This window comes from Aequorivita sp. IT1183, from assembly GCF_058068265.1.
Genome location: NZ_JBYRHS010000001.1, coordinates 587,261 through 609,833 on the forward strand (window position 1 = coordinate 587,261; position 22,573 = coordinate 609,833).

Here is a 22,573-nt window from a genome sequence, read left to right on the forward strand (position 1 = left end):
AAATCATGAAAAAAATTACCCTCATAGTACTCCTGTTGTTAACCGCAATATATGGTTACGGACAAACAACCTTAACTGTTGGCGATATTGCCTTTGTTGGTAGTAATTCAGACGGTGCAACCAATGCCGATGATACAGTAGCCTTTGTTCTTTTAAAAGATATAGACGCTGCAACCACCATTATTTTCACCGATATGGGTTGGAATGATGGCACCGGTTTTTACGCCACGGCGGGTGATGGAGAGTTTACTTGGACTTCTGGAGCTGCGATGACCGCAGGAACTGTTGTTACTATAAATATGGCGCCATTGTTACCAGCATCATATAGTATTATTGGTGATCAGCTTTTTGCGCTTCAAGGATCCACTGCCGCACCACAATTTATTGCAGGGCTGCAATTTAACGATGCCCCGGGCAATGATGCCAACTGGGATGGAGCTGCAACTACTAATTCTACATCGGCCTTACCCGATGCTTTAGTTACTGGTGTTACAGCTGTACGTTTAGTACCCGAACAAGACAATTGGCAGTTTAGCTGTGTTACGGCAGGAGGGAGCCCTATTACAGGCACTGCAAATGATATTCGTTTAATAGTAAATAACCGAGTAAACTGGGTAAGCGATAATGACAACCCATATGTTCCCGCACTGGAAGCTGGATGTACCTTTACGGTTACTGCGGGCGGAGATACTACGCCACCCGATATTACGTGTGCGCCAACACCTGCTGACATTACCGCAGGTAATGATGGATTGGCAGCCATCCCAGATTTGGTTACAGGAACAACGGCTACCGATGCTAGTTCTCCACCTGGAATTATTACAATTACACAATCGCCTACCGCGGGTACAATGTACAATGCGGGGGTATATCCTGTTATTTTAACAGCTACGGATGAATCAGGAAATAGCGCCACCTGTACAATTAATGTTACAATAAAGGAACCACCTTTTACAACATTAGTCGCTGGAGATATAGCTTTTGTAGGTTTTAATTTAGATGGTAACGACGGTTTCGCATTTATACTTTTGAAAGATATAATTGCAGGAACACATATACGATTTACAGATTGCGGAGTAACTAACCCCAATACAATTAGTTGTGTTGGAGCAGGAGACGACCATACTACATGGTATGCATCTGCTGCAATGACGGCAGGAGATATTGTTACTTTGCCCGGAAGTTTTATGTCTGCTAGTATTTTAGCATCCATTGGCGACCAATTATTTGCTTATCAAGGCACTGCAGCTGCACCCACTTTTATTGCGGGAATACATAGCAATGTAGATGTAGGCGTAACAACAGATGCTGATTGGGATGGAGCAAATACCACAAATTCAACTTCGGCTTTGCCAGACCAATTAACTAATGGTGTAAATGCTATTAGACTTTATGCTGCTGGCCCTCCAGAAATGGAAGTGGACAACTGGCAATTTGACTGTAGTTTAGTGCCAGGAGGACTACCAATTTCGGGAACTCCTGCAGAACTTGCAGCTATAATTAACGATATACAATATTGGACGAGTAATGATGTATCTGAATATGTTCCTACTGCAATGGCAGGGTGTACTTATTCAATACTCCCACCAGTTGATGATACCGATATAACGCTTGCTGCAGGTGTATTAATTATTGAAGATACTATAGATAAAGATGATGCCATAACCATTAGTTATTCTGGTGGCGTTTACACCATTACAGATAATAATGGCGGACCAATATCTTGTAGTATTCCGGGTTCTACTGGCGACGGTACTAGTATAGTAACAGTTCCTGACACAGGGATAACAAGTATTTTATCAAGAACCTTAGGTGGCGATGATATGTTTACGATAGATTTTTCAGGCGATGATTTTACCGTTCCTGTAAATTATGAAGGCGGAACGCAAACTACAGGTGATGCACTTACCTTAACTGGAGGTGGCACATTTGCAGATTCTACATACGAATTTTTAAGTGAAAACGATGGAAGTATAGACCTTACTGGTAATGGTACAATTACTTATACCGGTTTAGAGCCAATCATTGACCTTACTATAGCTGCCAACCGTACATTTAATTATACGGGTGGAGCAGAAACTATTTTGCTTAGTGACGATGCCAATGTTGGAGATAATATTTCATTCATTGATAGTACAATTGGTGAGAGTGTTACATTTTTAAATCCAACCACAAGTCTTACAATTAATACTGAAGTGGCCGGTGGTTCGGGTGCCGATATAATTAATGTTCAAGGCCTAGACAGTCTTTTCGATGCAGATCTAACTATTAATGGCGGTACTGACGATAACGTATTTTTTCAAACTAATTCAACCAGTATTGGTACGGGTAATTTTGATATAAATGGGCAAACAATTACCGCATCAGAGCAAGTAAGCACTGCTTCCACGGGAGCGATTACATTTACTGCTTCACAAAATATTTTGGTACATTCAACAGCCCAGGTATTTTCAGTAGATGGTGATATTACATTCAATGCAAATGCACCGGGTACATTGGCTGGTGTAGATACAGATGCCATTCTAATTAATGGAGCATCAAACATTACAACTTCTGGTGCAGGAAATATAAAATTCACAGGAATAGGTGTAAGTACTGGTGGAACAAACTTCAATTTTGGAGTACAAGTAGCGGGAGGTACAAGTATCATCACCACTGGTTCTGGCTCAATTACTATAGAGGGTACTGGTGGTAATGGTTTTAATATAAACCATGGGGTGCGTATTGATAGTGCTGGAACTTTAGTACAATCTAATGGAGGAGGAATAAATATTACAGGAGTTGGAGGAGATGGAACAGGAATAGATAACATTGGCGTTCTATTGTTAAATGGTCCTGTTATTCAAGATATTTCTGCTACAGGTACAATTTCCATAACAGGAAATGGAGGTACAGGAACTAACGATAATCGTGGAGTACAAATATTTGGTATCGACACTTCAGTTATTGCGAATGGTGGAGATATTTCTATAAATGGTACAGGAGGGAATGCTCCAGGGAACAGTAATTTTGGAGTCTTCATTGCTGCAGAAGCCAAAGTGCAAAATAATGCAAGTGGAAACATAATGCTTGATGGTACTGGTGGTAATGGATTAGATAGTAATACGGGAGTTAATATAAATAGCGGGACTATTACCAGCACTACTGGAGCTATTACAATAACCGGAAATGGAGATGGTTCAGGAGATCATAATAATGGTATATATTTTAATGGAAGTTCAAATGTTAATTCAACAACGGGAGATATAACTTTTACAGGAAATGGAACTACCTCAGGAACCGGAGCATTTCATTTTGGTATTCGTGTAGACAACCCTACAAACATACAAACTGTAGATGGCGTCATTTCATTAAATGGAACTGGCGGTGATGGAGATGGTATTTTCAATTCTGGTATAGCGGTACTTTTTGGTGCTTCGGTAAAAGCTACCGGTACAGGGTCAATAGATATTATCGCTACGGGAGGGACCGCAAATGATCAACCTTTTGGATTTTACATACAAGATACTTCAATCATTGAAACCAATGGTGGAGGTGTAATAATTGACGCCATTGCAGGAACTTCAACAGGAAATGGTGCTACTGGATTTGTTTCAAGTAATCCTGGAACTATTATTCGTGACATTAATAATGGGAATATAACTATTACAGGTACTGGAGGAGATGGAATAAATGGAAGTCAAGGTATAGGTATCTTCAATGATTTAAGCCTTACAACCAACAATGGCGATATTGCTTTAAACGGTATTGCAACAGATAATACAGGTATAAATAATGAAGCAATTTTTATACAGAATACCCCGCAAATAGCCACTACAAATGGCGCCGTTACAATTAATGGTACAAGTGCGGGAGCAACTTACCCTGCCATAGATATAGTATCCTTAGGAAGTCCTATTACCGCTGGTGGAAATATAACAGCAACAGCCAACGTAGGTGAACTTAACACCCCAGTCGGAATACCAGGATATTCGGTATTCAATGCAGCAAATTTAATAATTAATGGAATCCTTGCGCCAGGACAATCGCCGGGACAAGTAACAGTAAACGGAAACTTTGCCGTTAGCGCTGGTGATACAGTTGAAATAGAAGTTGACGATATCAATACCCCAGGTACAGAGTACGACCAAATAGTTGTAAACGGGACAGTAGACATAACTGATGCAACATTAACTTTAGTAGATAATTTTGCAGGAACAATGCCTTCGGGTAGCTTTTTAACAATCATTGATAACGATGGCGCAGACCCTGTGGTTGGAACATTTAATGGTCTTCCAAACAGCACTGCTTTTACTTTCAATGGGCAAAGTATAATTATAAAATATGATGGCGGCGATGGTAATGATGTTGTTTTAGTGGCAGATTCGCCACCAACAGCTGTTTGCCAAGATATTTCAGTACAATTAGATGGTACTGGTAATGTATCTATTGTTGCTTCACAAGTAGATGGTGGTTCTAGCGATCCTGATGGACCGGTAACCTTATCTATTGACATATCATCTTTTGACTGCTCAAACATAGGTCCAAATACTGTAACACTTACTGTAACCGATAATACTGGAAATACAGCTACGTGTACAGCTACAGTTACTGTTGAAGACAATATTGCCCCGGTAATCACTTGTAAGGCCAATGCAACTCGCAATACCGATCCAACCTTATGTCAGTACACCGTACTAGGCACTGAGTTTGACGCCACATTTACAGATAATTGTACTGGCGGAACAATCACTAACAATTACAATGGAACGGCTACATTAGCTGGAGCAGTACTTCCAAAAGGAGTAACTTCAGTTATTTGGACAGCTAATGACGGCAATGGCCAAACAGCTACTTGTACCACTGTAATTACAGTGGAAGATAACGAAGCTCCGGTTATTACTTGTGTGCCGAATGCAACAAGAGATACCGATCCGGGCGTATGTGATTACACTGTAATAGGAATCGAATTTGACGCAACTTTTACAGATAACTGTCCTGATGGAATAATAGGTAATAACTATAACGGACTTGCAACTCTTGCGGGCGCAGTTTTCCCTATAGGAAGCACCTCCGTAGTTTGGGCTGTATTTGATGGAAATGGTCAATTGGCTTTTTGTACTACCATAATTACAATTGAAGACAACGAAGCTCCGGTTATTACTTGTAAGCCGAATGCAACAAAGGACACAGATCCAGGAGTATGCCAGTACACAGTTATAGGTACCGAGTTTGATGCCACATTTACAGATAATTGTACTAGTGGGTCAATTTCTAATGATTTCAACGGAACGGCTACTATGGCGGGCGCAATACTTCCAAAAGGAGTTAACACCGTAGTTTGGACAGTAAATGATGGTCACGGCCAAACTGCTACTTGTACTACCATAATTACAGTTGAAGACAATGAAGCTCCGGTTATTACTTGTATGCCCAATGCAACACGAGATACTGATCCGGGATTATGTCAATACACTGTAATAGGAATTGAATTTGACGCAAACTTTACAGACAACTGTCCCGACGGCAGCATCACAAACGATTTCAACGGAACAGCTACTATGGCGGGCGCAATACTTCCAAAAGGAGTTACTACCGTAGTTTGGACAGTAAATGATGGCAATGGACAAATTGTAACTTGTACTACAGTAATTACAGTTGAAGACAATGAAGCTCCGGTTATTACTTGTATGCCAAATGCAACACGAGATACCGATCCGGGATTATGTCAATACACTGTAATAGGAATTGAATTTGACGCAACCTTTACAGATAACTGTCCTGATGGCAGCATCACAAATGATTTCAACGGAACGGCTACAATGGCTGGAGCAGTACTTCCAAAAGGAGTTACTACCGTAGTTTGGACAGTAAATGATGGTAATGGACAAATTGTTACTTGTACTACTGTAATTACAGTTGAAGACAATGAAGCTCCGGTTATTACTTGTATGCCCAATGCAACACGAGATACCGATCCGGGATTATGTCAATACACTGTAATAGGAAACGAGTTTGACGCAACCTTTACAGACAACTGTCCCGATGGAAGCATCACAAACGATTTCAACGGAACAGCTACTATGGCGGGCGCAATACTTCCAAAAGGAGTTACTACCGTAGTTTGGACAGTAAATGATGGCAATGGACAAATTGTTACTTGTACTACTGTAATTACAGTTGAAGACAATGAAGCTCCGGTTATTACTTGTATGCCCAATGCAACACGAGATACTGATCCGGGATTATGTCAATACACTGTAATAGGAATTGAATTTGACGCAACCTTTACAGACAACTGTCCCGACGGCAGCATCACAAATGATTTCAACGGAACAGCTACTATGGCGGGCGCAATACTTCCAAAAGGAGTTACTACCGTAGTTTGGACAGTAAATGATGGCAATGGACAAATTGTAACTTGTACTACAGTAATTACAGTTGAAGACAATGAAGCTCCGGTTATTACTTGTGTGCCAAATGCAACAAGAGATACCGATCCGGGATTATGTCAATACACTGTAATAGGAATTGAATTTGACGCAACCTTTACAGATAACTGTCCTGATGGCAGCATCACAAATGATTTCAATGGAACAGCTACTATGGCTGGCGCAATACTTCCAAAAGGAATTACTACCGTAGTTTGGACAGTAAATGATGGCAATGGACAAATTGTTACTTGTACTACTGTAATTACAGTTGAAGACAATGAAGCTCCGGTTATTACTTGTATGCCCAATGCAACACGAGATACCGATCCGGGATTATGTCAATACACTGTAATAGGAATTGAATTTGACGCAACCTTTACAGACAACTGTCCTGATGGCAGCATCACAAATGATTTCAATGGAACAGCTACTATTGCTGGAGCAGTACTTCCAAAAGGAGTTACTACCGTAGTTTGGACAGTAAATGATGGCAATGGACAAATTGTTACTTGTACTACTGTAATTACAGTTGAAGACAATGAAGCTCCGGTTATTACTTGTATGCCCAATGCAACACGAGATACCGATCCGGGATTATGTCAATACACTGTAATAGGAATTGAATTTGACGCCACCTTTACAGACAATTGTCCTGACGGAAGCATCACAAACGATTACAACGGAACAACAACAATGGATGGAGAAATTCTTCCAACTGGTGTTACCACCGTAGTTTGGACTGTTAATGATGGTAATGGACAAATTGTTACTTGTACTACAGTTATTACAATTGAAGACAATGAAGTACCAACCATTATTTGCCCAGCAGATATTACTGCCAACACAGATCCGGGAGATTGTTTTGCTACGGTAACCTTTGTAACCCCAGTAGCTTTTGACAATTGTGGCATTGCTACTATTATTCAAACAATGGGCGATCCAAGCGGAAGTGGTTTCCCAGTAGGTGTAAATACTATTGAATTTACTGCAACCGACGTTAATGGAAATACAAGCACTTGCAGTTTCAATATTACAGTGACCGATAATGAAGCTCCGGTAGCTGTTTGTCAGAATATCACCATCCAACTTGATGCAGCTGGTAACGCAACGATTGTTGCAGCAGATGTTGACGGTGGAAGCACAGACCAATGTGGTGTGGCGAGTATTGCGATAGATATTAATACTTTTGACTGTAGCGATGTTGGAGACAACAACGTGATATTAACGGTAACTGATGTTAACGGAAATACCTCAACCTGTACGGCTGTAGTAACTGTTGAAGATGTAACGGCGCCAGTAGTGGTTTGCCAAGACATTACAGTAGTTCTCGATGCTTCGGGTACAGTAACCATCGCAGGAATAGACGTTGACGGCGGTAGTACCGATGCCTGTGGCATTGCAAGCTACGATCTTGATATGGATACTTTCGATTGTTCAAACGTTGGAGCAAACACGGTAATATTAACCGTAACCGATGTAAACGGAAACACGTCAACTTGTACTGCTACAGTAACGGTTGAAGATAATACTAGCCCAGTACTTGTTTGTCAAGACTTCACTTTAGAACTTGGTGCAGATGGTACTGCTATCCTTGACCCAAGTAATGTGATAGCCTCTAACGATGATGCTTGTGGCATCTTTGCTTCGGCAGTAGATATTACAGCTTTCGATTGTTCAGATATTGGCGCGCCAATTACGGTTCAGGTATTTACAATAGATGTAAATGGCAACCTTGCAACTTGTACTGCAGAAGTAACAGTTGTAGATCTATTAGCACCAGTAATTACTTGTCCAGCAGATCAAACTGTTGATCCAGGACCTGGAAATATTTTCTATATTCTTCCAGATTACTTTGGAACTGGTGAAGCTACAGCTATCGACAACTGTACAGATCCTGTAACAGTAACTACACAGAGCCCAGCTGCAGGAACACCACTTTCTGATGGTACGTATACAATCACGCTAACAGCGACAGACGAATACGGCAACACTAGCACTTGCGACTTCGAGCTAATAGTAGAAAGTGTATTAGGAGTAGGCGATAATAACCAAAACCTTGGAAGCATTAAAATGTATCCAGTGCCAGCCAAGAATATTCTAAACATCAGCAATCCGCAGAGTTTAGAATTGGAAAGACTGGAGATTTATGACCTAAGAGGTAGATTGGTTCAAAGCGCAGACCTTCGTGGAATGGGTAATGTAAAAACCCTAAACATCGATCAACTTGCCGCTGCTTCTTACTATGTTAAGATTAAAGGCGCCAATGGCGAAATAACTAAACGACTTATAAAAGAGTAGTTCGTTAAATTGTTGATTGTTAAATATAAATCGCCCGGATGTTTTCCGGGCGATTTTCTTTTTTTATATCCTATAACTTAATTCAGAGTAAACTTCGCATGTCTTTGCGTGATTATAAATGAGAAGAAAAACTGTGTATTATAACTGGTAATATTCTACCTACTTAAGATCCTTTTTTACTAAAAGATAAAAGTCATTGTCTAGTGGAAGATAGCCTTGATCGTATAAGTAGAAATAGGTGGAGCCCGATTTGGTAGTATAAATTCCCGTGAAATGCTCAAAACTGAAACCCATCCGCAGTAGTCTGTCTTTGGTAGTTTTCGTTTTCTCGTCGGTATTTAGCGTTTCTAGAATGCGATAATTTTTTCGAAGGAGGTTATTGATATTTCGAACCAAGTTTTTATTGTCCTTGTTCAATGAGTTATTGTGTGCATTGCGGCAAGCGTCGCTACAAAACTTTTTGTCTGCACGCCCAATAATCTTATCTCCACATTCTGGGCAATTTCTTTCCATAACCTAAAGATAGAAATTTTTTATTGGAATTTAATTTGAATTGGACTCTCCGGTTTCAGATTTATTGCCAATATGAAATCTGTAAATAGCTTCAAATTTAAAAAAAACACCTCCATTAAGTGAAGGATTTAATTGGGTGCGGTCGTCACCAAAACTGAAAGCAGAAACACCTAAATTCATCTTTTCACCTTCGGCATACATTTCATAATTATTACTAGAATAGCCCAGTTTCGCACGTAATAAAACACTTTCTTCTAAGGCATTGAACTGTAAGTAGCTCGCAAACTCCAAAGAGCTTAGGTCCGCATAAAGCGTTGGCGAATTTTCATAATTCACATTATAGCTGCGGCCAATGCCGAAATAATCCACCCCAACGGTTGTTGTTCCTAATTTATAACTCACATCTGCCGAAATAGGCAAGCTCATATCCATTTCAAACCGCTTATTCGGGCTTAAATAGTACCAACCAATAATTGGAGTGGTAAAAAGTCCGAAAGCTTCCTGCGAAGCATATACGCCAAAACGATATTTAAGATTTTCATTTTTCTTTAATTTCAATAAAGCGAACCCACCGAGGTAAAAATCATCACTCGAAATATTTTTGTAATCTGAAGCGATCTTCGGAAGTAAAACAATTGTGGTGCTCCATTTTTCAGACCACGTAGAAGCAAGCCCTAGTTTTATATTTGTGCTGTAAAGACTCGTAAATTCGGCTTCGGGAAAAAGTTGAAGATTATTGCTGCTGAAATCTGCTCCAGTAATAAAAGCGTGATTTTCATTTAGAACCACTGGAAATGTTAAACTTGCTTCAAAAGATTTCACAGATGTACTACTGTCAGTTCCTTCAAAATTATTGTTGAATGTTTGCCCATAACCTATTCGGAAAAGATCCACGTATTCTTGGGCAGAAACGAAGCAGGGTAAAAGTAGCGTGAGAAATAAAAGTTTTTTCAAATTTGTAGGGCTAACTCGTGGCAATTATATTTTTATCGTTTTAAAGATAAAATAAATAATCGCTAGAAAGTGAACCAATGATCCATTTTATTAGCAGTAACCTCCTGCTTATGAAAAAACTCGTTACTCTTAGGATTGTAATTATACTCTTTACTCCATTCTGAAAAATTTTCAGTCAATTGCGTAATTGCATCGCATACATATTCAACTTCCGCATCGGTAGTTGTTGGGTGCATAGACATCCGGATCCAGCCTGGTTTGTGGGTTAAATCTCCACCATCAATTTCGCAAGTAATACTGTTTGATGTTTCTTGATCTACGTGAAGCAAGTAGTGGCCGTACGTTCCAGCGCACGAACATCCGCCGCGAGTTTGAATGCCGAAACGGTCGTTAAGTAATTTCACTCCTAAATTAAAATGCAGACCTTCAATATAAAAACTTATAACCGCTAATCTTTCTTTAGTTTGGGGTGCCAGAAGTTTTAGATTTGGCACATCGCAGAGTTTGTCGAAAATAATAGCTAAAAGCTCGTGTTCGCGCTCTAAAATATTATCGACCCCCATTTTTTCTTTCAATTTAATAGAAAGGGCGGTGCGGATAGTTTGAAGAAATCCGGGTGTTCCACCATCTTCACGAGTTTCAATATCGTCAATGTATTTGTGGTTTCCCCAAGGATTAGTCCACGAAACGGTTCCGCCTCCGGGATTATCAGGAATAGTATTTTTGTAAAGATTATTGTTGAATACAAGCACGCCACTAGAACCTGGTCCACCTAAAAATTTATGAGGTGAAAAGAAAATAGCATCTAGGTGTGCACCTTCTTCCTCTGGATGCATATCTATGGAAACATAAGGAGCAGAACAAGCAAAATCCACAAAACACAAGCCGTCATTTATATGCATCAACTTTGCAATTTCATGATACGGAGTTCGAATTCCCGTTACGTTTGAGCAACTTGTGACAGCCGCAATTTTTATAGGATGGTCTTTATATTTTTCAAGCGTTTTGGCGAAAGTTTTCATACAAACCAAAACTTCGTCGTTTGGCGGAATTACCACCACGGTGCCAATAGTTTCCAACCAAGAGGTTTGATTACTGTGGTGTTCCATATGTGTAACAAAAATTACCGGTCGTATCTCGTCAGGAATCTTTGTATATGGTTTTATATTTTCAGGAATTTTCAATCCTAAAATACGCTGGAACTTGTTGATGGCACCCGTCATGCCGCTTTCGCAGGTAATGAGTACATCATGGTCGTTGGCGTTTACGTGTTTTTTTATAATGTTTCGCGCTTCGTGATATGCCTTGGTCATCGCCGTGCCAGTAACCGAAGTTTCGGTATGGGTGTTTGCGACAAACGGGCCGAAATCTTTCAGCATTTTTTCTTCAATAGTTGTATAAAGTCGGCCACTGGCAGTCCAATCAGTATAGATAATTTTTTTCCTTCCGAAAGGAGAATCAAATTCTTGATTGATGCCTACGATATTATTTCGAAAAGGTTCAAAATACTTTTCGAGTGAAGTTGTTACTTCATTTTCTTCCGAAATATTTTTAGCCTCGATCATTGTACCTTTATTTAACTACTATTCAAAATTAATCAATGCCTCTCAAAATGAGTGGCTTAGATGCTTTTATTATTTAAATGCTGCTGTTCCTTTTTTAAGCCAATTGTAATATTCTTCAACATCGGGAGTATAGCCCACCGGAACAATAAGATTTTCTTCGTCGTGGCCCATCAAAACATAAAAAGGTTGCGAATTGGTTTTATACTTTATGGTTTGCAACTCGCTCCATTTTTGACCAATATACTTCAGTTTTTTCCCTGGTTTTAATTCCGAATCTACCACTTCATCATCATCCAACTTTCGTTTGTCATCCACATACAACGAGATTAGAACCACATCATTTTTTAAAATCTCAAGTACATTCGGCTTTACCCAAACGTTCTGTTCCATCTTTCTGCAATTTACACAGGCTTTTCCTGTAAAATCAATCATTACTGGTTTGCCTACTTCTTTTGCATAAGCTAATCCCTTGTCGTAATCATTAAAAGCAATAATATCGTGTGGTGCTAATAAATGAGCGCCATCGGGAACCTCGACTTGGGCGCTACCGCCTCCGCCAAGTTTTGAGAAACCAACGCCATAAGGCGATTCGCTATAATGTTGTGGTGGCGGGAACGCACTAATTAAATTAAGTGGAGCGCCCCAAAGTCCTGGAATCATATATATTGTAAAGGTTAATACTACAAGCCCTAAACTTAAACGCCCAACTGAAATATGCGTTAATGGCGAATCGTGTGGCAATTGTATTTTTCCGAAAAGGTATAATGCTAAGGTTCCAAATATAGCAATCCAAATTGCAATAAATACTTCGCGCTCAAATAAATGTAAATCTAGAACCATATCGGCATTCGATAGAAATTTAAATGCTAAGGCTAATTCTAAAAAGCCCAATACTACTTTTACTGTGTTTAACCAGCCTCCAGATTTTGGGAGTGAATTCATCCATCCCGGGAAAGCAGCAAATAATGCGAAAGGCAAAGCTATAGCCATAGAAAACCCAAGCATACCAACAATAGGCCCTATTTGACTACCCCCTGCAGCTGCTTGAACTAATAGTGTGCCTACAATTGGCCCAGTACATGAAAACGAAACAATAGCTAACGCAAGTGCCATAAAGAAAATGCCTACTAGGCCTCCTCTATCTGCTTGCGAGTCTACTTTATTTGCCCATGAATTAGGCAGCATAATTTCGAAAGCACCTAAAAATGATACTGCAAACACAATTAATAACACAAAGAAAATTATATTAAACCAAACATTGGTTGATAAGGCATTTAGCGCATCGGCTCCAAATATTAAACTTACTAGAATACCCAGTAAAACATAAATAATAATTATTGAAGCACCATAAATAATAGCGTTTTTGATACCCTTTGCTTTGGTTTTACTTTGTTTCGTAAAGAAGCTTACCGTCATTGGTATCATTGGGAATACACAAGGTGTAAGTAATGCGGCAAAACCTGAAATAAAAGCGATAAAGAAGATAGCCCAAAGCCCTTTTTGGTCTTGTTTTTTTGTTGCGTCGACTGCTGCTTCAGAGGTTTCGGAATATTGGATATTTTCTTTTACAATTTCTGTAGTGTCAGTGGCAATTATGTCTTCTAGATCTTCGGACTGAACTTCGGTGATTTCAGAATTGTCTGTAGATGCAGGAATTACTGCAGTTTCAGCGCCTTTCTTCGGAGCGGGAATTTTAAAAACTAATTCTACATAGTTGGGTGGTAAACAACGTGTGTCATCACACACCATAAATTCTACTTCTCCTATAATTGTGGTGCCTTCACTGCCTGTTAACGCAATACGTTTGGTAAATGTGGCGGTATGCGAAAAGAAGGTAATAACCATATCAAACACCGGATCGTGTTCAGTAATACCTTTACTTTCTTTTACTTTACCTACAGATTTGTATGCGCTATTTTCTTCAAAAGTGAAAACTGTTGGCAACGGGCCATCCGCTGGAACTACTTGCGAATATAAATGCCAATTATTTTCTATAGTTGCTTTAGCAACAAGATCGTATTCTGTTTCCGAAATTTTCTTAATGCTTGTAGACCACGATACTGGATCAAGAATTTGGGATTGAACAGATGTAAATGAAATTGTAGCAAGGAGTAGGAAAAGATATAATTTTTTCATCAGTGGACTAATTTGTATTCGCAAAATGGATGTCAAATGTGGGATAAAAAATGTAGTAATCAAAATAAAGATGCTGTTTTAGATTAAAACTTTCAAAAAAACAAACACAAATATAAATATACTTAGAGAGTAAGTAATTGAAATGGATTGGAAATGTAATTTTGAAGAATTTAAATTCTGCTTTTTTGCGAAGTCATTTTTTAATTCTTATAAAATTTAAAATTCAACATAAAAACATAATAAATAACCCAATTAGATGTTTGTATTGGAAATGGTGTTATATTCGCCGAAAATTTAAAAAAACGCTAACATTATGAAATTCAAAAAATTAATCTTCCTTTTTGTCCTTTCTCTTGCAGTTATTAGCTGTAGTAGTGATGATGACAACAATCCAGAGCCTTATACGCTTTCTACAACAAATTTTGTTGACACTTTCAAATTAAAATTCTTGGAGCTTAGAGAAGTTGAAACAATCACTTTTACTAACGGAACAACTTCTACATCATCTGCAGTAACTGTAGGTAGTGTTTTTCAAAATGTAAACTTTGTGTTCAACTCAGACAATACCTACACAGCTAGTGGATTGTTTAACACAGTAACTACGGTAACTAATGCAGATGGTAGTACTACAGTTGGCGATACTGTTATTGTAAATTTAGATGAGGCTGGAACCTACACTTTAAGTGTTGGGAATAGTACTTTAATAGTTACAGACAGTGACGGAGAAGTAACATCTTTAGAAATTAGAGACTACACAGAAACTGGAATGACAATCTATTCTGAAGAAATAACTGTTTCTAATAATAGTACGATTGTTACTACTTTAGAATACAGATTTTCTAGATAGAACTCTTGATTAAATAATAATAGAAGACGCCACTTTTTTAAGTGGCGTTTTTTATTAATAAATTCTGTGAAATCACTAAGGCTTAAGAAATCAATTAATTCTTCAAAAAACCTTACTTTTGCACACTTTATTGCAATACCCACATTATGAGCAAGAATTTTAAAGAATACAAAGGGCTTGACCTCCCTAAAATGGCAGAAGAAATACTCAATTTCTGGAAAGAAGAAAATATTTTTGAAAAGAGTATTTCCATTCGCGAGGGTGCGGAGCCGTTTGTGTTTTTTGAAGGCCCTCCATCTGCAAACGGGCTTCCTGGTATTCACCACGTAATGGCGCGCGCCATTAAAGATATTTTCTGTCGTTACAAAACCCAAAAAGGTTTTAAAGTGGATAGAAAAGCAGGATGGGATACGCACGGTTTACCTATTGAACTTGGTGTCGAAAAAGAGTTGGGCATTACCAAAGAAGACATCGGCAAAAAGATTTCTGTTGAAGAATACAATGCGGCTTGTAAAAAAGCGGTAATGCGCTACACAGATGTATGGAACAAAGTTACTGAAAGCTACGGCTATTGGGTAGATATGAGCGATCCTTACATTACCTACGAGCCAAAATATATGGAAACCGTATGGTGGCTGCTTAAAGAGATATACAATAAAAATTTAATTTATAAAGGATATACAATTCAGCCATATTCTCCGAAAGCGGGAACAGGCTTGAGTTCGCACGAGCTTAACCAGCCGGGAACCTATCAAGATGTTACAGATACAACTGTAGTTGCGCAGTTTAAAGCAATGGCAGAAACATTGCCAGATTTCTTAGCAGAAGAATCAAACAATATTTGGTTCCTTGCTTGGACCACTACGCCTTGGACGCTTCCTAGCAACACAGCCTTAACGGTTGGCGCTAAGATTGATTATGTTTTGGTGAAAACTTTTAACCAATATACTTTTCAGCCCATAAATGTTGTGTTGGCGAAAAACTTGGTTGCGAGTCAATTTGCAAGTAAATACGAAGAAAAACCAAATGAGGAATCTTTAGAAGCTTTTACACAAGGCGACAAAATGATTCCATATTTTATTGCGAAGGAATTTAAAGGTGCCGATTTATTAGGCATTCGTTATGAACAGCTGCTAGATTATGCAAAACCTCATGACAATCCTGAAAATGCTTTCAGAATAATTGCTGGCGATTTTGTTACTATTGAAGATGGAACAGGAATAGTTCACACCGCGCCAACTTTTGGTGCAGATGATGCCAAAGTTGCGAAGGAAGCAGTGCCGGAAATACCGCCATTGCTAGTAAAAGACGAAAATGACAACTTAGTTCCGCTTGTGGATTTACAAGGAAAGTTCCGTCCAGAAATGAAGGAACTTGCTGGTAAATACGTAAAAAACGAATACTACGAAGATTCCGAAGTTCCAGAAAAATCTGTAGATGTTGAACTCGCAATAAAAATGAAGACTGAAAACAAAGCCTTCAAAGTAGAAAAATACGTTCACAGCTACCCAAATTGCTGGCGTACAGATAAGCCAATTTTATATTATCCAATGGATTCGTGGTTTATAAAAGTTACTGAATTCCGCGATAGAATGTTCGAGCTTAACAAAGGAATTAACTGGAAGCCGAAAGCAACTGGTGAAGGTCGTTTTGGAAACTGGCTTGCAAATGCTAACGATTGGAATCTTTCGCGTTCGCGCTATTGGGGTATTCCGTTGCCAATTTGGAGAACCGAAGACGGAAAAGAAGAAATAATCGTTGGTTCTATTGAAGAATTAAAAGCCGAAATGCAGAAAGCTATTTCAGCTGGATTGATGGAGAAAGATATTTTTGAAAGTTTTAAACCTGGCGATTTTTCAGATAAAAACTATGCAACGGTCGATCTTCACAAAAATATAGTAGATGGAATAACACTTATTTCAGCAAGCGGAAAACCAATGAAGCGAGAAGCAGATTTGATAGATGTTTGGTTTGACAGTGGAAGTATGCCGTATGCACAGTGGCATTACCCTTTTGAAAACAAAGAAAAGGTTGAAGATACTTGGAGAAAAGCAGATTTTATTGCCGAAGGTGTAGATCAAACGCGAGGTTGGTTTTATACACTGCACGCAATTGCAACCATGATTTTTGACGATGTTGCTTATAAAAACGTAGTTTCAAATGGACTTGTTTTAGATAAAAACGGTCAGAAAATGAGCAAGCGTCTAGGCAATGCTGTAGATCCTTTTGAAACCTTAGATGTTTATGGCCCGGATGCAACGAGATGGTATATGATAAGCAATGCCAATCCTTGGGACAATTTAAAATTTGATCAAGATGGTATTTCTGAAGTGCGTAATAAATTCTTCGGAACTCTTTATAATACATATAGCTTTTTCAGTCTTTATGCCAATCTCGATAATTTTCAGTATCTTGAAAAAGATCTTCCGTTGGAACAACGTCCAGAGATCGACCGTTGGATACTTTCAGAATTACACTCCCTTATCCAAAAAGTAGATGAATATTACGCAGACTATGAGCCTACGAAGGCAACGCGTGCTATTTCGGAATTTGTTCAGGAAAATTTAAGCAACTGGTTTGTTCGCTTAAGCAGAAGAAGATATTGGAAAGGAAGTTATAACGACGATAAAATTTCGGCTTACCAAACACTATACACTTGTTTGGAAACCGTTGCAAAATTAGGCGCTCCCGTGGCTCCGTTCTTTATGGATAGACTCTATAAAGATTTAACGATAGCAACGAAAACAGGCGGAAAGGAATCGGTGCATTTAACAGATTTCCCAAAAGCAGACAGTTCTTTCATCAATAAAAAGTTAGAACATAAAATGCAGAAAGCACAGACCATTTCATCGTTAGTGCTTTCGTTACGTCAAAGAGAGAAAATAAAAGTGCGTCAACCGCTTCAAAAAATAATGATTCCAGTTTTGGAAGATGCTGCAAAAGAAGAAATTTTAGCGGTTTCAGATTTAATAAAAAGCGAAGTAAACGTAAAGGAAATAGAATTGATAGATGAAGGGTCTGGAATGCTGGTAAAACAAATAAAACCAGATTTTAAAGCTTTAGGACCACGTTTTGGAAAAGACATGAAAGCAGTGGCAGCAGCCATTTCAGACTTTGATCAACAACAAATAGCAACTTTAGAAAAAGACGGGGAAATATCAGTTTTTATTAATCAAAAAAGTACTACTTTGGCGCTTGCAGACGTTATCATAAGTTCTCAGGATATTGAGGGTTGGTTGGTTGCAAACGCTAACGGAGTTACAGTGGCACTAGATGTTACAATAACTCCGGAATTAAGAAATGAAGGGATTGCCCGAGAGTTGGTAAATAGAATTCAAAATCTGCGTAAAGACAGCGGTTTTGAAGTCACAAACCGAATTGAAGTAACAATTCAAAATAACGATGCACTAGAGGTAGCAGTTAGCCAAAACCTACAGTACATAAAAGAAGAAACATTAACGGAGGTTTTACAGTTTCAGTCAAATATTGAACAAGGAACAGAAATTGCATTTGATGATATTGTAACACTGCTAAGCATTAAAAAACACTAGATCATGACAGAAACAGAAAGAACCAGATATTCAGATGCCGAGTTGGAAGAATTTAAAGCACTTTTAAACGAAAAAATAAAAAAGGCAACAGAGCAATTGGAGTTGATCCAAAGTTCGTATAAAAACGACAGTAATAACGGTACAGACGATACTTCGCCTACTTTTAAAGCTTTTGATGAAGGCAGCGAAGTAATGAGCAAAGAAGCAAATTCGCAACTTGCCATTCGTCAAGAAAAATTTATCCGCGACCTTAAAAATGCCTTGGTTCGAATAGAAAACAAAACCTATGGTGTTTGCCGCGTAACTGGTAAATTAATCAATAAGGAGCGTTTAAAATTAGTGCCTCACGCCACTTTAAGTATTGAGGCTAAGAATTTACAGAAGTAATACCCAGCATAACTTCCCGCAACGGGAAACGATGGATATGGAATTAAAAGCCTCGAAATTTTTCGGGGCTTTTTTATTGAATATTCTGGCTATTTTGCGAATGCCGATAGCTTTACACTTGTGATTATAACTATGCGCTATTTCTTTTTCATATTAACTTTTTTGTTCTTCGGAAACCTTTGCTGCGTGGCCCAAAAAGTTATTGAAAAGGAATTTTCTGCCGCAGGACTTCATTCACTTTTTATTGAAGATGACGCTATTTTCAATATAAAAATTACAGCTACTGAAAGAGAATCTATCAAGTTGAAGGTTCATATTTCTGGGGAAAATTCTGAAGCTATTATTATAGAAGAAAATTTTACAGAAGGGAAACTTTCATTGAAAACAGGATTGCTGCCTTTTTTTTCTTTTCAGAATGATAAACTAGCTGCGCATAAAATAATAGCTGTTGAAATGGAAATACTTGTTCCGAATACAATTTCAATTGAAGTTAAATCAAAACTTGCATCTTTAGAAACTATCGGGCCATTGGCCAACCTCGCTGTTTTTCTATACAACGGAAACTGTGCTTCTAAAAATTTTAGGGGAAATGCTCATATAAAAACAGTGAATGGTAACATTATGGTTCAAGCTGCTACTAATGTTTTAGGTACTGCCATTTCGGAAAATGGAAAGGTTGAAAATCTACTTAAAAACAGCGGTAAATTTATCGTGAAAGCAGAAAGTATCAATGGCAATATTATGCTGCTGCAAACCAAATAATATTGCTATTTTTGCAGCGCTCTTAAAAGCCTCGGCGAAGGAGAGCCTCACACTCCGAAGCTTAAGTGAAGGAGTATCTTCTCTTTTCAAAATAGTATTTGTAGAGGAGAAAAGTATATAAAAATATGAGCCTAAAAAAAGCTTCCATCATTATTGTGCTGATTCTATTAATAGATCAGATTTCAAAATTTTATATTAAAACACACTTCGCTTTAGGCGACGAAATACCTGTGTTTAGTTGGTTTCGAATCCTTTTTGTTGAAAATGAAGGGATGGCTTGGGGCGCAAAAATTCCGGGTGAATACGGCAAACTTTTCTTAACACTTTTTAGAATTGTGGCAATTGGCGGTATTGGATATTGGCTGTGGGATTCGGTTCGAAAAAACATGCCTGGAATCCTGATTTTTTGCGTAGCATTGATTTTTGCAGGCGCTTTAGGAAATATTATCGACTCTGTTTTTTACAGTATCATATTTAATGATAGCCATCATCAAGTTGCTACTTTATTTCCAGAAGCTGGTGGATACGGCACCTTGTTTCATGGAAAAGTAGTAGATATGCTTTACTTTCCGCTATACGGTGGGACATTGCCAAACTGGGTTCCTTTTTGGGGTGGGGAGTATTTTACCTTCTTCGATCCAGTTTTCAACATTGCAGATTCTTCTATCAGTGTTGGTGTTATTTTATTACTTCTTTTCAATAAAAAAGCATTTCCGAAGAAAGAAATTTCAGAATAGTTTTAGCTTGTAGGAGCAAGTAAGTTGAAAGGATAAAAAGGCAAGTTTCTAAGTACCCAATAAAGAATCGCTAATCCGAAATACCCGAAAATAAACAGTTTGCTGTAAAAAAGCATAAATCTGTAGCTGGTGCCAAAGATCCAATTGGTAATCGTTATTCCCAATCCATAAAGTAAAATTGGCAAGGTTAGTACCATTAATGGATTGAACCTAAAAGCTCCAATTACGTTCCCATGCAACAATAAATGAATAGCCCGTTGTGAGCCGCAGCCTGGGCAGTAAAAGCCAGTTACATAATAAAGAGGGCACGGAATAAATAAGTTTGTAGACGGATTGAAAAAATAATAAACGATTATAAAGCCTACAGCCAAAGAAGCTATTAGTGCTATTTTATAGAGTTTACCCATCCATCAAAGTTGCGAAGGCACCCATTGCGAATAATATTATTACGGGAATTACGATTAAAACGAACGCGCCTACAGCTCCCCAAATAGTTAGTTTTTTAGCGTCTTCCGAAGCTTTCTGAGCTCCGGCCACATCGCCTAAGGCCCACAATTCTCTTACTTTCGTGGCTTTTATAATGGCAAAGATTCCAACTGGCCAGCAGCAAAATATAGTCATCATAATTGCAAAAATGAGATAGTTTTCTGGAGGATTGCCCAGTGGTTGATTATTTGAAGATTCCATGGTTTATTGTTCTTTTATTGGCTGTTTTGATCGCTAAAGATAACTTCTTATTTTTTAAAATCGATGATCGCATTCGGTGTAACACAAAAATCCAAAGGAACATCATTTGAATCACTAAAAATTGTTGGCTCTGCGTCAAAGAATGAAAGTCCAACAAATAATGTTTTGGAAGTGCATTTTGCTAAAAATCGGTCGTAAAATCCTTTTCCATAACCCACACGATGCCCTTTTACATCATAAGCAAGTAATGGAACGAAGACAACTTCAATTATTTCTGGGGCGATTTCAATTCCAGAAACTGGCTCGGGAATGCCATACGATGAGGTTTTTATAATTGTGTTTTCTTGCAATAAAATATTTTGCATTTCGCCAGACTTAAAATCTGCTTTTGAAACAACAATACTCTTATCTTTTCCTTGTAGAATGTGCATTAAATACTCGGTATTCACTTCTTTTTTATCAGAAATAGGAAGAAAAATATGGTAGTAGGTTTGTTGCCAAATAGGAAGCTTTAAAGCCTGATTTGCAATCTGCAGGCTCATTTCTTCTATAGCATCTTCCGAAATATTTTCACGAAGTTTTTTATATTTTGTACGTAAAGTAGCTTTGTTCGCCATAGTTTTTAGAAAGACCTACAAGGAGATTGCTTCGTGCCTCGCAATGACACCTTGCAGGAAAATAATTGAATTTATAATTCCCCCTTTGGGGGCTAGGGGGCGTCAATCTTCCATTTCTTCATCATCCGTATTCACGGTATTTATAGTGGAAATATGAAAAATAGCGTCACCTTGATTTACAATGGGCGATTGGTTTACATTAATAATGTAGCCTTCATTTGGTGAAGTAACCTTGAAGCGCATTTTACCGTATGGATCTGTAATTGTAGCTAAAAACTCGCCTTTTTCTACGTGTTTGTTACACTCTATTTTTACGTGTAGCAAACCGCTTCGGTAAGCGCGTATCCATTTACTTTTTTCAATAATTACAGTTTTCGCATTTGGTTCTGGAGCAACAATTCTTTTACCCAACATATCCAAATGTTCTAGAAAACGCAAAATACCATCAACGCCTTCTTTTGCAATATGTTTGTTGCTTTCACGACTTTTTCCGCCTTCAAAAAGAAGTGTTGGAATGCCCATTTTATAACAGGTATTTCTATATGATTTTTCAAGTGTGTTTGAATACACAGTAAACGGAGCATTAAAAGCCTTCGCCAACTCGAGAAGTCTGTCATCACCAGGTTTTATCCGAATTTGCGCAGCGTTAAAACGGCTGGCTCCACCTGTGTGAAAATCCAAACAATAATCTGCATGCGGCAATACTTTTTTAGTAAAATGATACGCTACTCGGCTCGCTAATGAACCCGATTTAGTGCCCGGAAAAACTCTATTGAGGTCGCGCCCATCCGGAAAGGAACGGTCGCCATTTAAAAATCCGAATACGTTGAGAATCGGGATACATATAATGGTGCCGCGTTTTGGTTTGTTTAGTTTTCGAGCTATTAGCTGACGTACAATTTCAACGCCGTTTATTTCGTCGCCGTGAATGGCGGCGGTAATTAAAACCGTTGGCCCTGGTATTTTGGAACGCTCAATAATAATTGGAATTTCAACTTTCGTTGAAGTGTAAAGCTTAGCAATGCTGAAATCAATTGTTTTGCTTTCGCCAAGTGCTACGTGCTCGTTTAATATTACTATATCGCGTTCGTCCTTTTTCGCCATTT

General features: G+C 38.4%; 14 protein-coding genes. 6 read left to right on the forward strand and 8 right to left on the reverse strand.

All coding sequences use genetic code 11. The features are described from left to right. The first annotated feature begins 5 nt into the window (after positions 1–5). Positions 6–8,711 carry a T9SS type A sorting domain-containing protein gene (locus tag AC3RVF_RS02620; RefSeq protein ID WP_489692669.1) on the forward strand — a complete coding sequence of 2,902 codons (8,706 nt, stop codon included), beginning with the start codon at positions 6–8 and terminating at the stop codon, positions 8,709–8,711. 159 nt (positions 8,712–8,870) lie between these two features. On the opposite strand, the gene AC3RVF_RS02625 is transcribed toward AC3RVF_RS02620, so the two are convergent. The 4 genes from AC3RVF_RS02625 to AC3RVF_RS02640 form a co-directional block, all read right to left on the reverse strand. Continuing rightward, a complete protein-coding gene (locus AC3RVF_RS02625; RefSeq protein WP_489690187.1) occupies positions 8,871–9,224 on the reverse strand; it encodes a DNA gyrase inhibitor YacG in 354 nt (117 codons plus the stop codon). A gap of 30 nt (positions 9,225–9,254) precedes the next feature. Further along, the gene (locus AC3RVF_RS02630) at positions 9,255–10,178 is read right to left on the reverse strand and encodes a DUF6268 family outer membrane beta-barrel protein (protein ID WP_489690186.1); all 924 of its coding nucleotides are present in this window, start codon (positions 10,176–10,178) and stop codon (positions 9,255–9,257) included. A gap of 62 nt (positions 10,179–10,240) precedes the next feature. Continuing rightward, positions 10,241–11,743, reverse strand: a complete 1,503-nt coding sequence (locus AC3RVF_RS02635) for an aminotransferase class V-fold PLP-dependent enzyme (protein WP_489692670.1) — start codon at positions 11,741–11,743, stop codon at positions 10,241–10,243. Between the two features lie 69 nt (positions 11,744–11,812). After that, complete coding sequence (locus AC3RVF_RS02640; protein ID WP_489692671.1) at positions 11,813–13,879, reverse strand: protein-disulfide reductase DsbD family protein; 2,067 nt, start codon at positions 13,877–13,879, stop codon at positions 11,813–11,815. Positions 13,880–14,192: 313 nt separating this feature from the next. Between AC3RVF_RS02640 and AC3RVF_RS02645 the strand changes: the two genes are divergently transcribed. The 5 genes from AC3RVF_RS02645 to AC3RVF_RS02665 all read left to right on the forward strand — a co-directional run bounded on the left by AC3RVF_RS02645 (position 14,193) and on the right by AC3RVF_RS02665 (position 20,163). Beyond that, a complete protein-coding gene (locus AC3RVF_RS02645) occupies positions 14,193–14,726 on the forward strand; it encodes a hypothetical protein (protein WP_489692672.1) in 534 nt (177 codons plus the stop codon). 146 nt (positions 14,727–14,872) lie between these two features. Continuing rightward, complete coding sequence (gene ileS / locus AC3RVF_RS02650) at positions 14,873–18,277, forward strand: isoleucine--tRNA ligase (protein WP_489690182.1); 3,405 nt, start codon at positions 14,873–14,875, stop codon at positions 18,275–18,277. 3 nt (positions 18,278–18,280) lie between these two features. After that, positions 18,281–18,664: a TraR/DksA family transcriptional regulator gene (locus tag AC3RVF_RS02655; RefSeq protein WP_111843283.1), complete on the forward strand. Its 384-nt coding sequence runs from the start codon at positions 18,281–18,283 to the stop codon at positions 18,662–18,664. A gap of 186 nt (positions 18,665–18,850) precedes the next feature. Further along, positions 18,851–19,426 carry a hypothetical protein gene (locus tag AC3RVF_RS02660; RefSeq protein ID WP_489690181.1) on the forward strand — a complete coding sequence of 192 codons (576 nt, stop codon included), beginning with the start codon at positions 18,851–18,853 and terminating at the stop codon, positions 19,424–19,426. Between the two features lie 125 nt (positions 19,427–19,551). Continuing rightward, the gene (locus AC3RVF_RS02665; protein ID WP_489690180.1) at positions 19,552–20,163 is read left to right on the forward strand and encodes a lipoprotein signal peptidase; all 612 of its coding nucleotides are present in this window, start codon (positions 19,552–19,554) and stop codon (positions 20,161–20,163) included. 2 nt (positions 20,164–20,165) lie between these two features. Here AC3RVF_RS02665 and AC3RVF_RS02670 read toward each other — a convergent pair whose 3' ends face one another. From AC3RVF_RS02670 to AC3RVF_RS02685, 4 genes are all read right to left on the reverse strand, one after another. Beyond that, positions 20,166–20,570 carry a DUF2752 domain-containing protein gene (locus AC3RVF_RS02670; protein ID WP_489690179.1) on the reverse strand — a complete coding sequence of 135 codons (405 nt, stop codon included), beginning with the start codon at positions 20,568–20,570 and terminating at the stop codon, positions 20,166–20,168. Further along, a complete protein-coding gene (locus AC3RVF_RS02675; RefSeq protein WP_489690178.1) occupies positions 20,563–20,850 on the reverse strand; it encodes a CD225/dispanin family protein in 288 nt (95 codons plus the stop codon). The genes AC3RVF_RS02670 and AC3RVF_RS02675 overlap by 8 nt, the downstream gene beginning before the upstream one ends. Before the next feature lie 47 nt (positions 20,851–20,897). Further along, on the reverse strand, positions 20,898–21,467 hold the full coding sequence (locus AC3RVF_RS02680; RefSeq protein ID WP_489692673.1) for a 5-formyltetrahydrofolate cyclo-ligase: 570 nt from the start codon (positions 21,465–21,467) through the stop codon (positions 20,898–20,900). Between the two features lie 102 nt (positions 21,468–21,569). After that, the gene (locus AC3RVF_RS02685) at positions 21,570–22,571 is read right to left on the reverse strand and encodes a succinylglutamate desuccinylase/aspartoacylase family protein (protein WP_489690176.1); all 1,002 of its coding nucleotides are present in this window, start codon (positions 22,569–22,571) and stop codon (positions 21,570–21,572) included. Positions 22,572–22,573 lie beyond the last annotated feature (2 nt).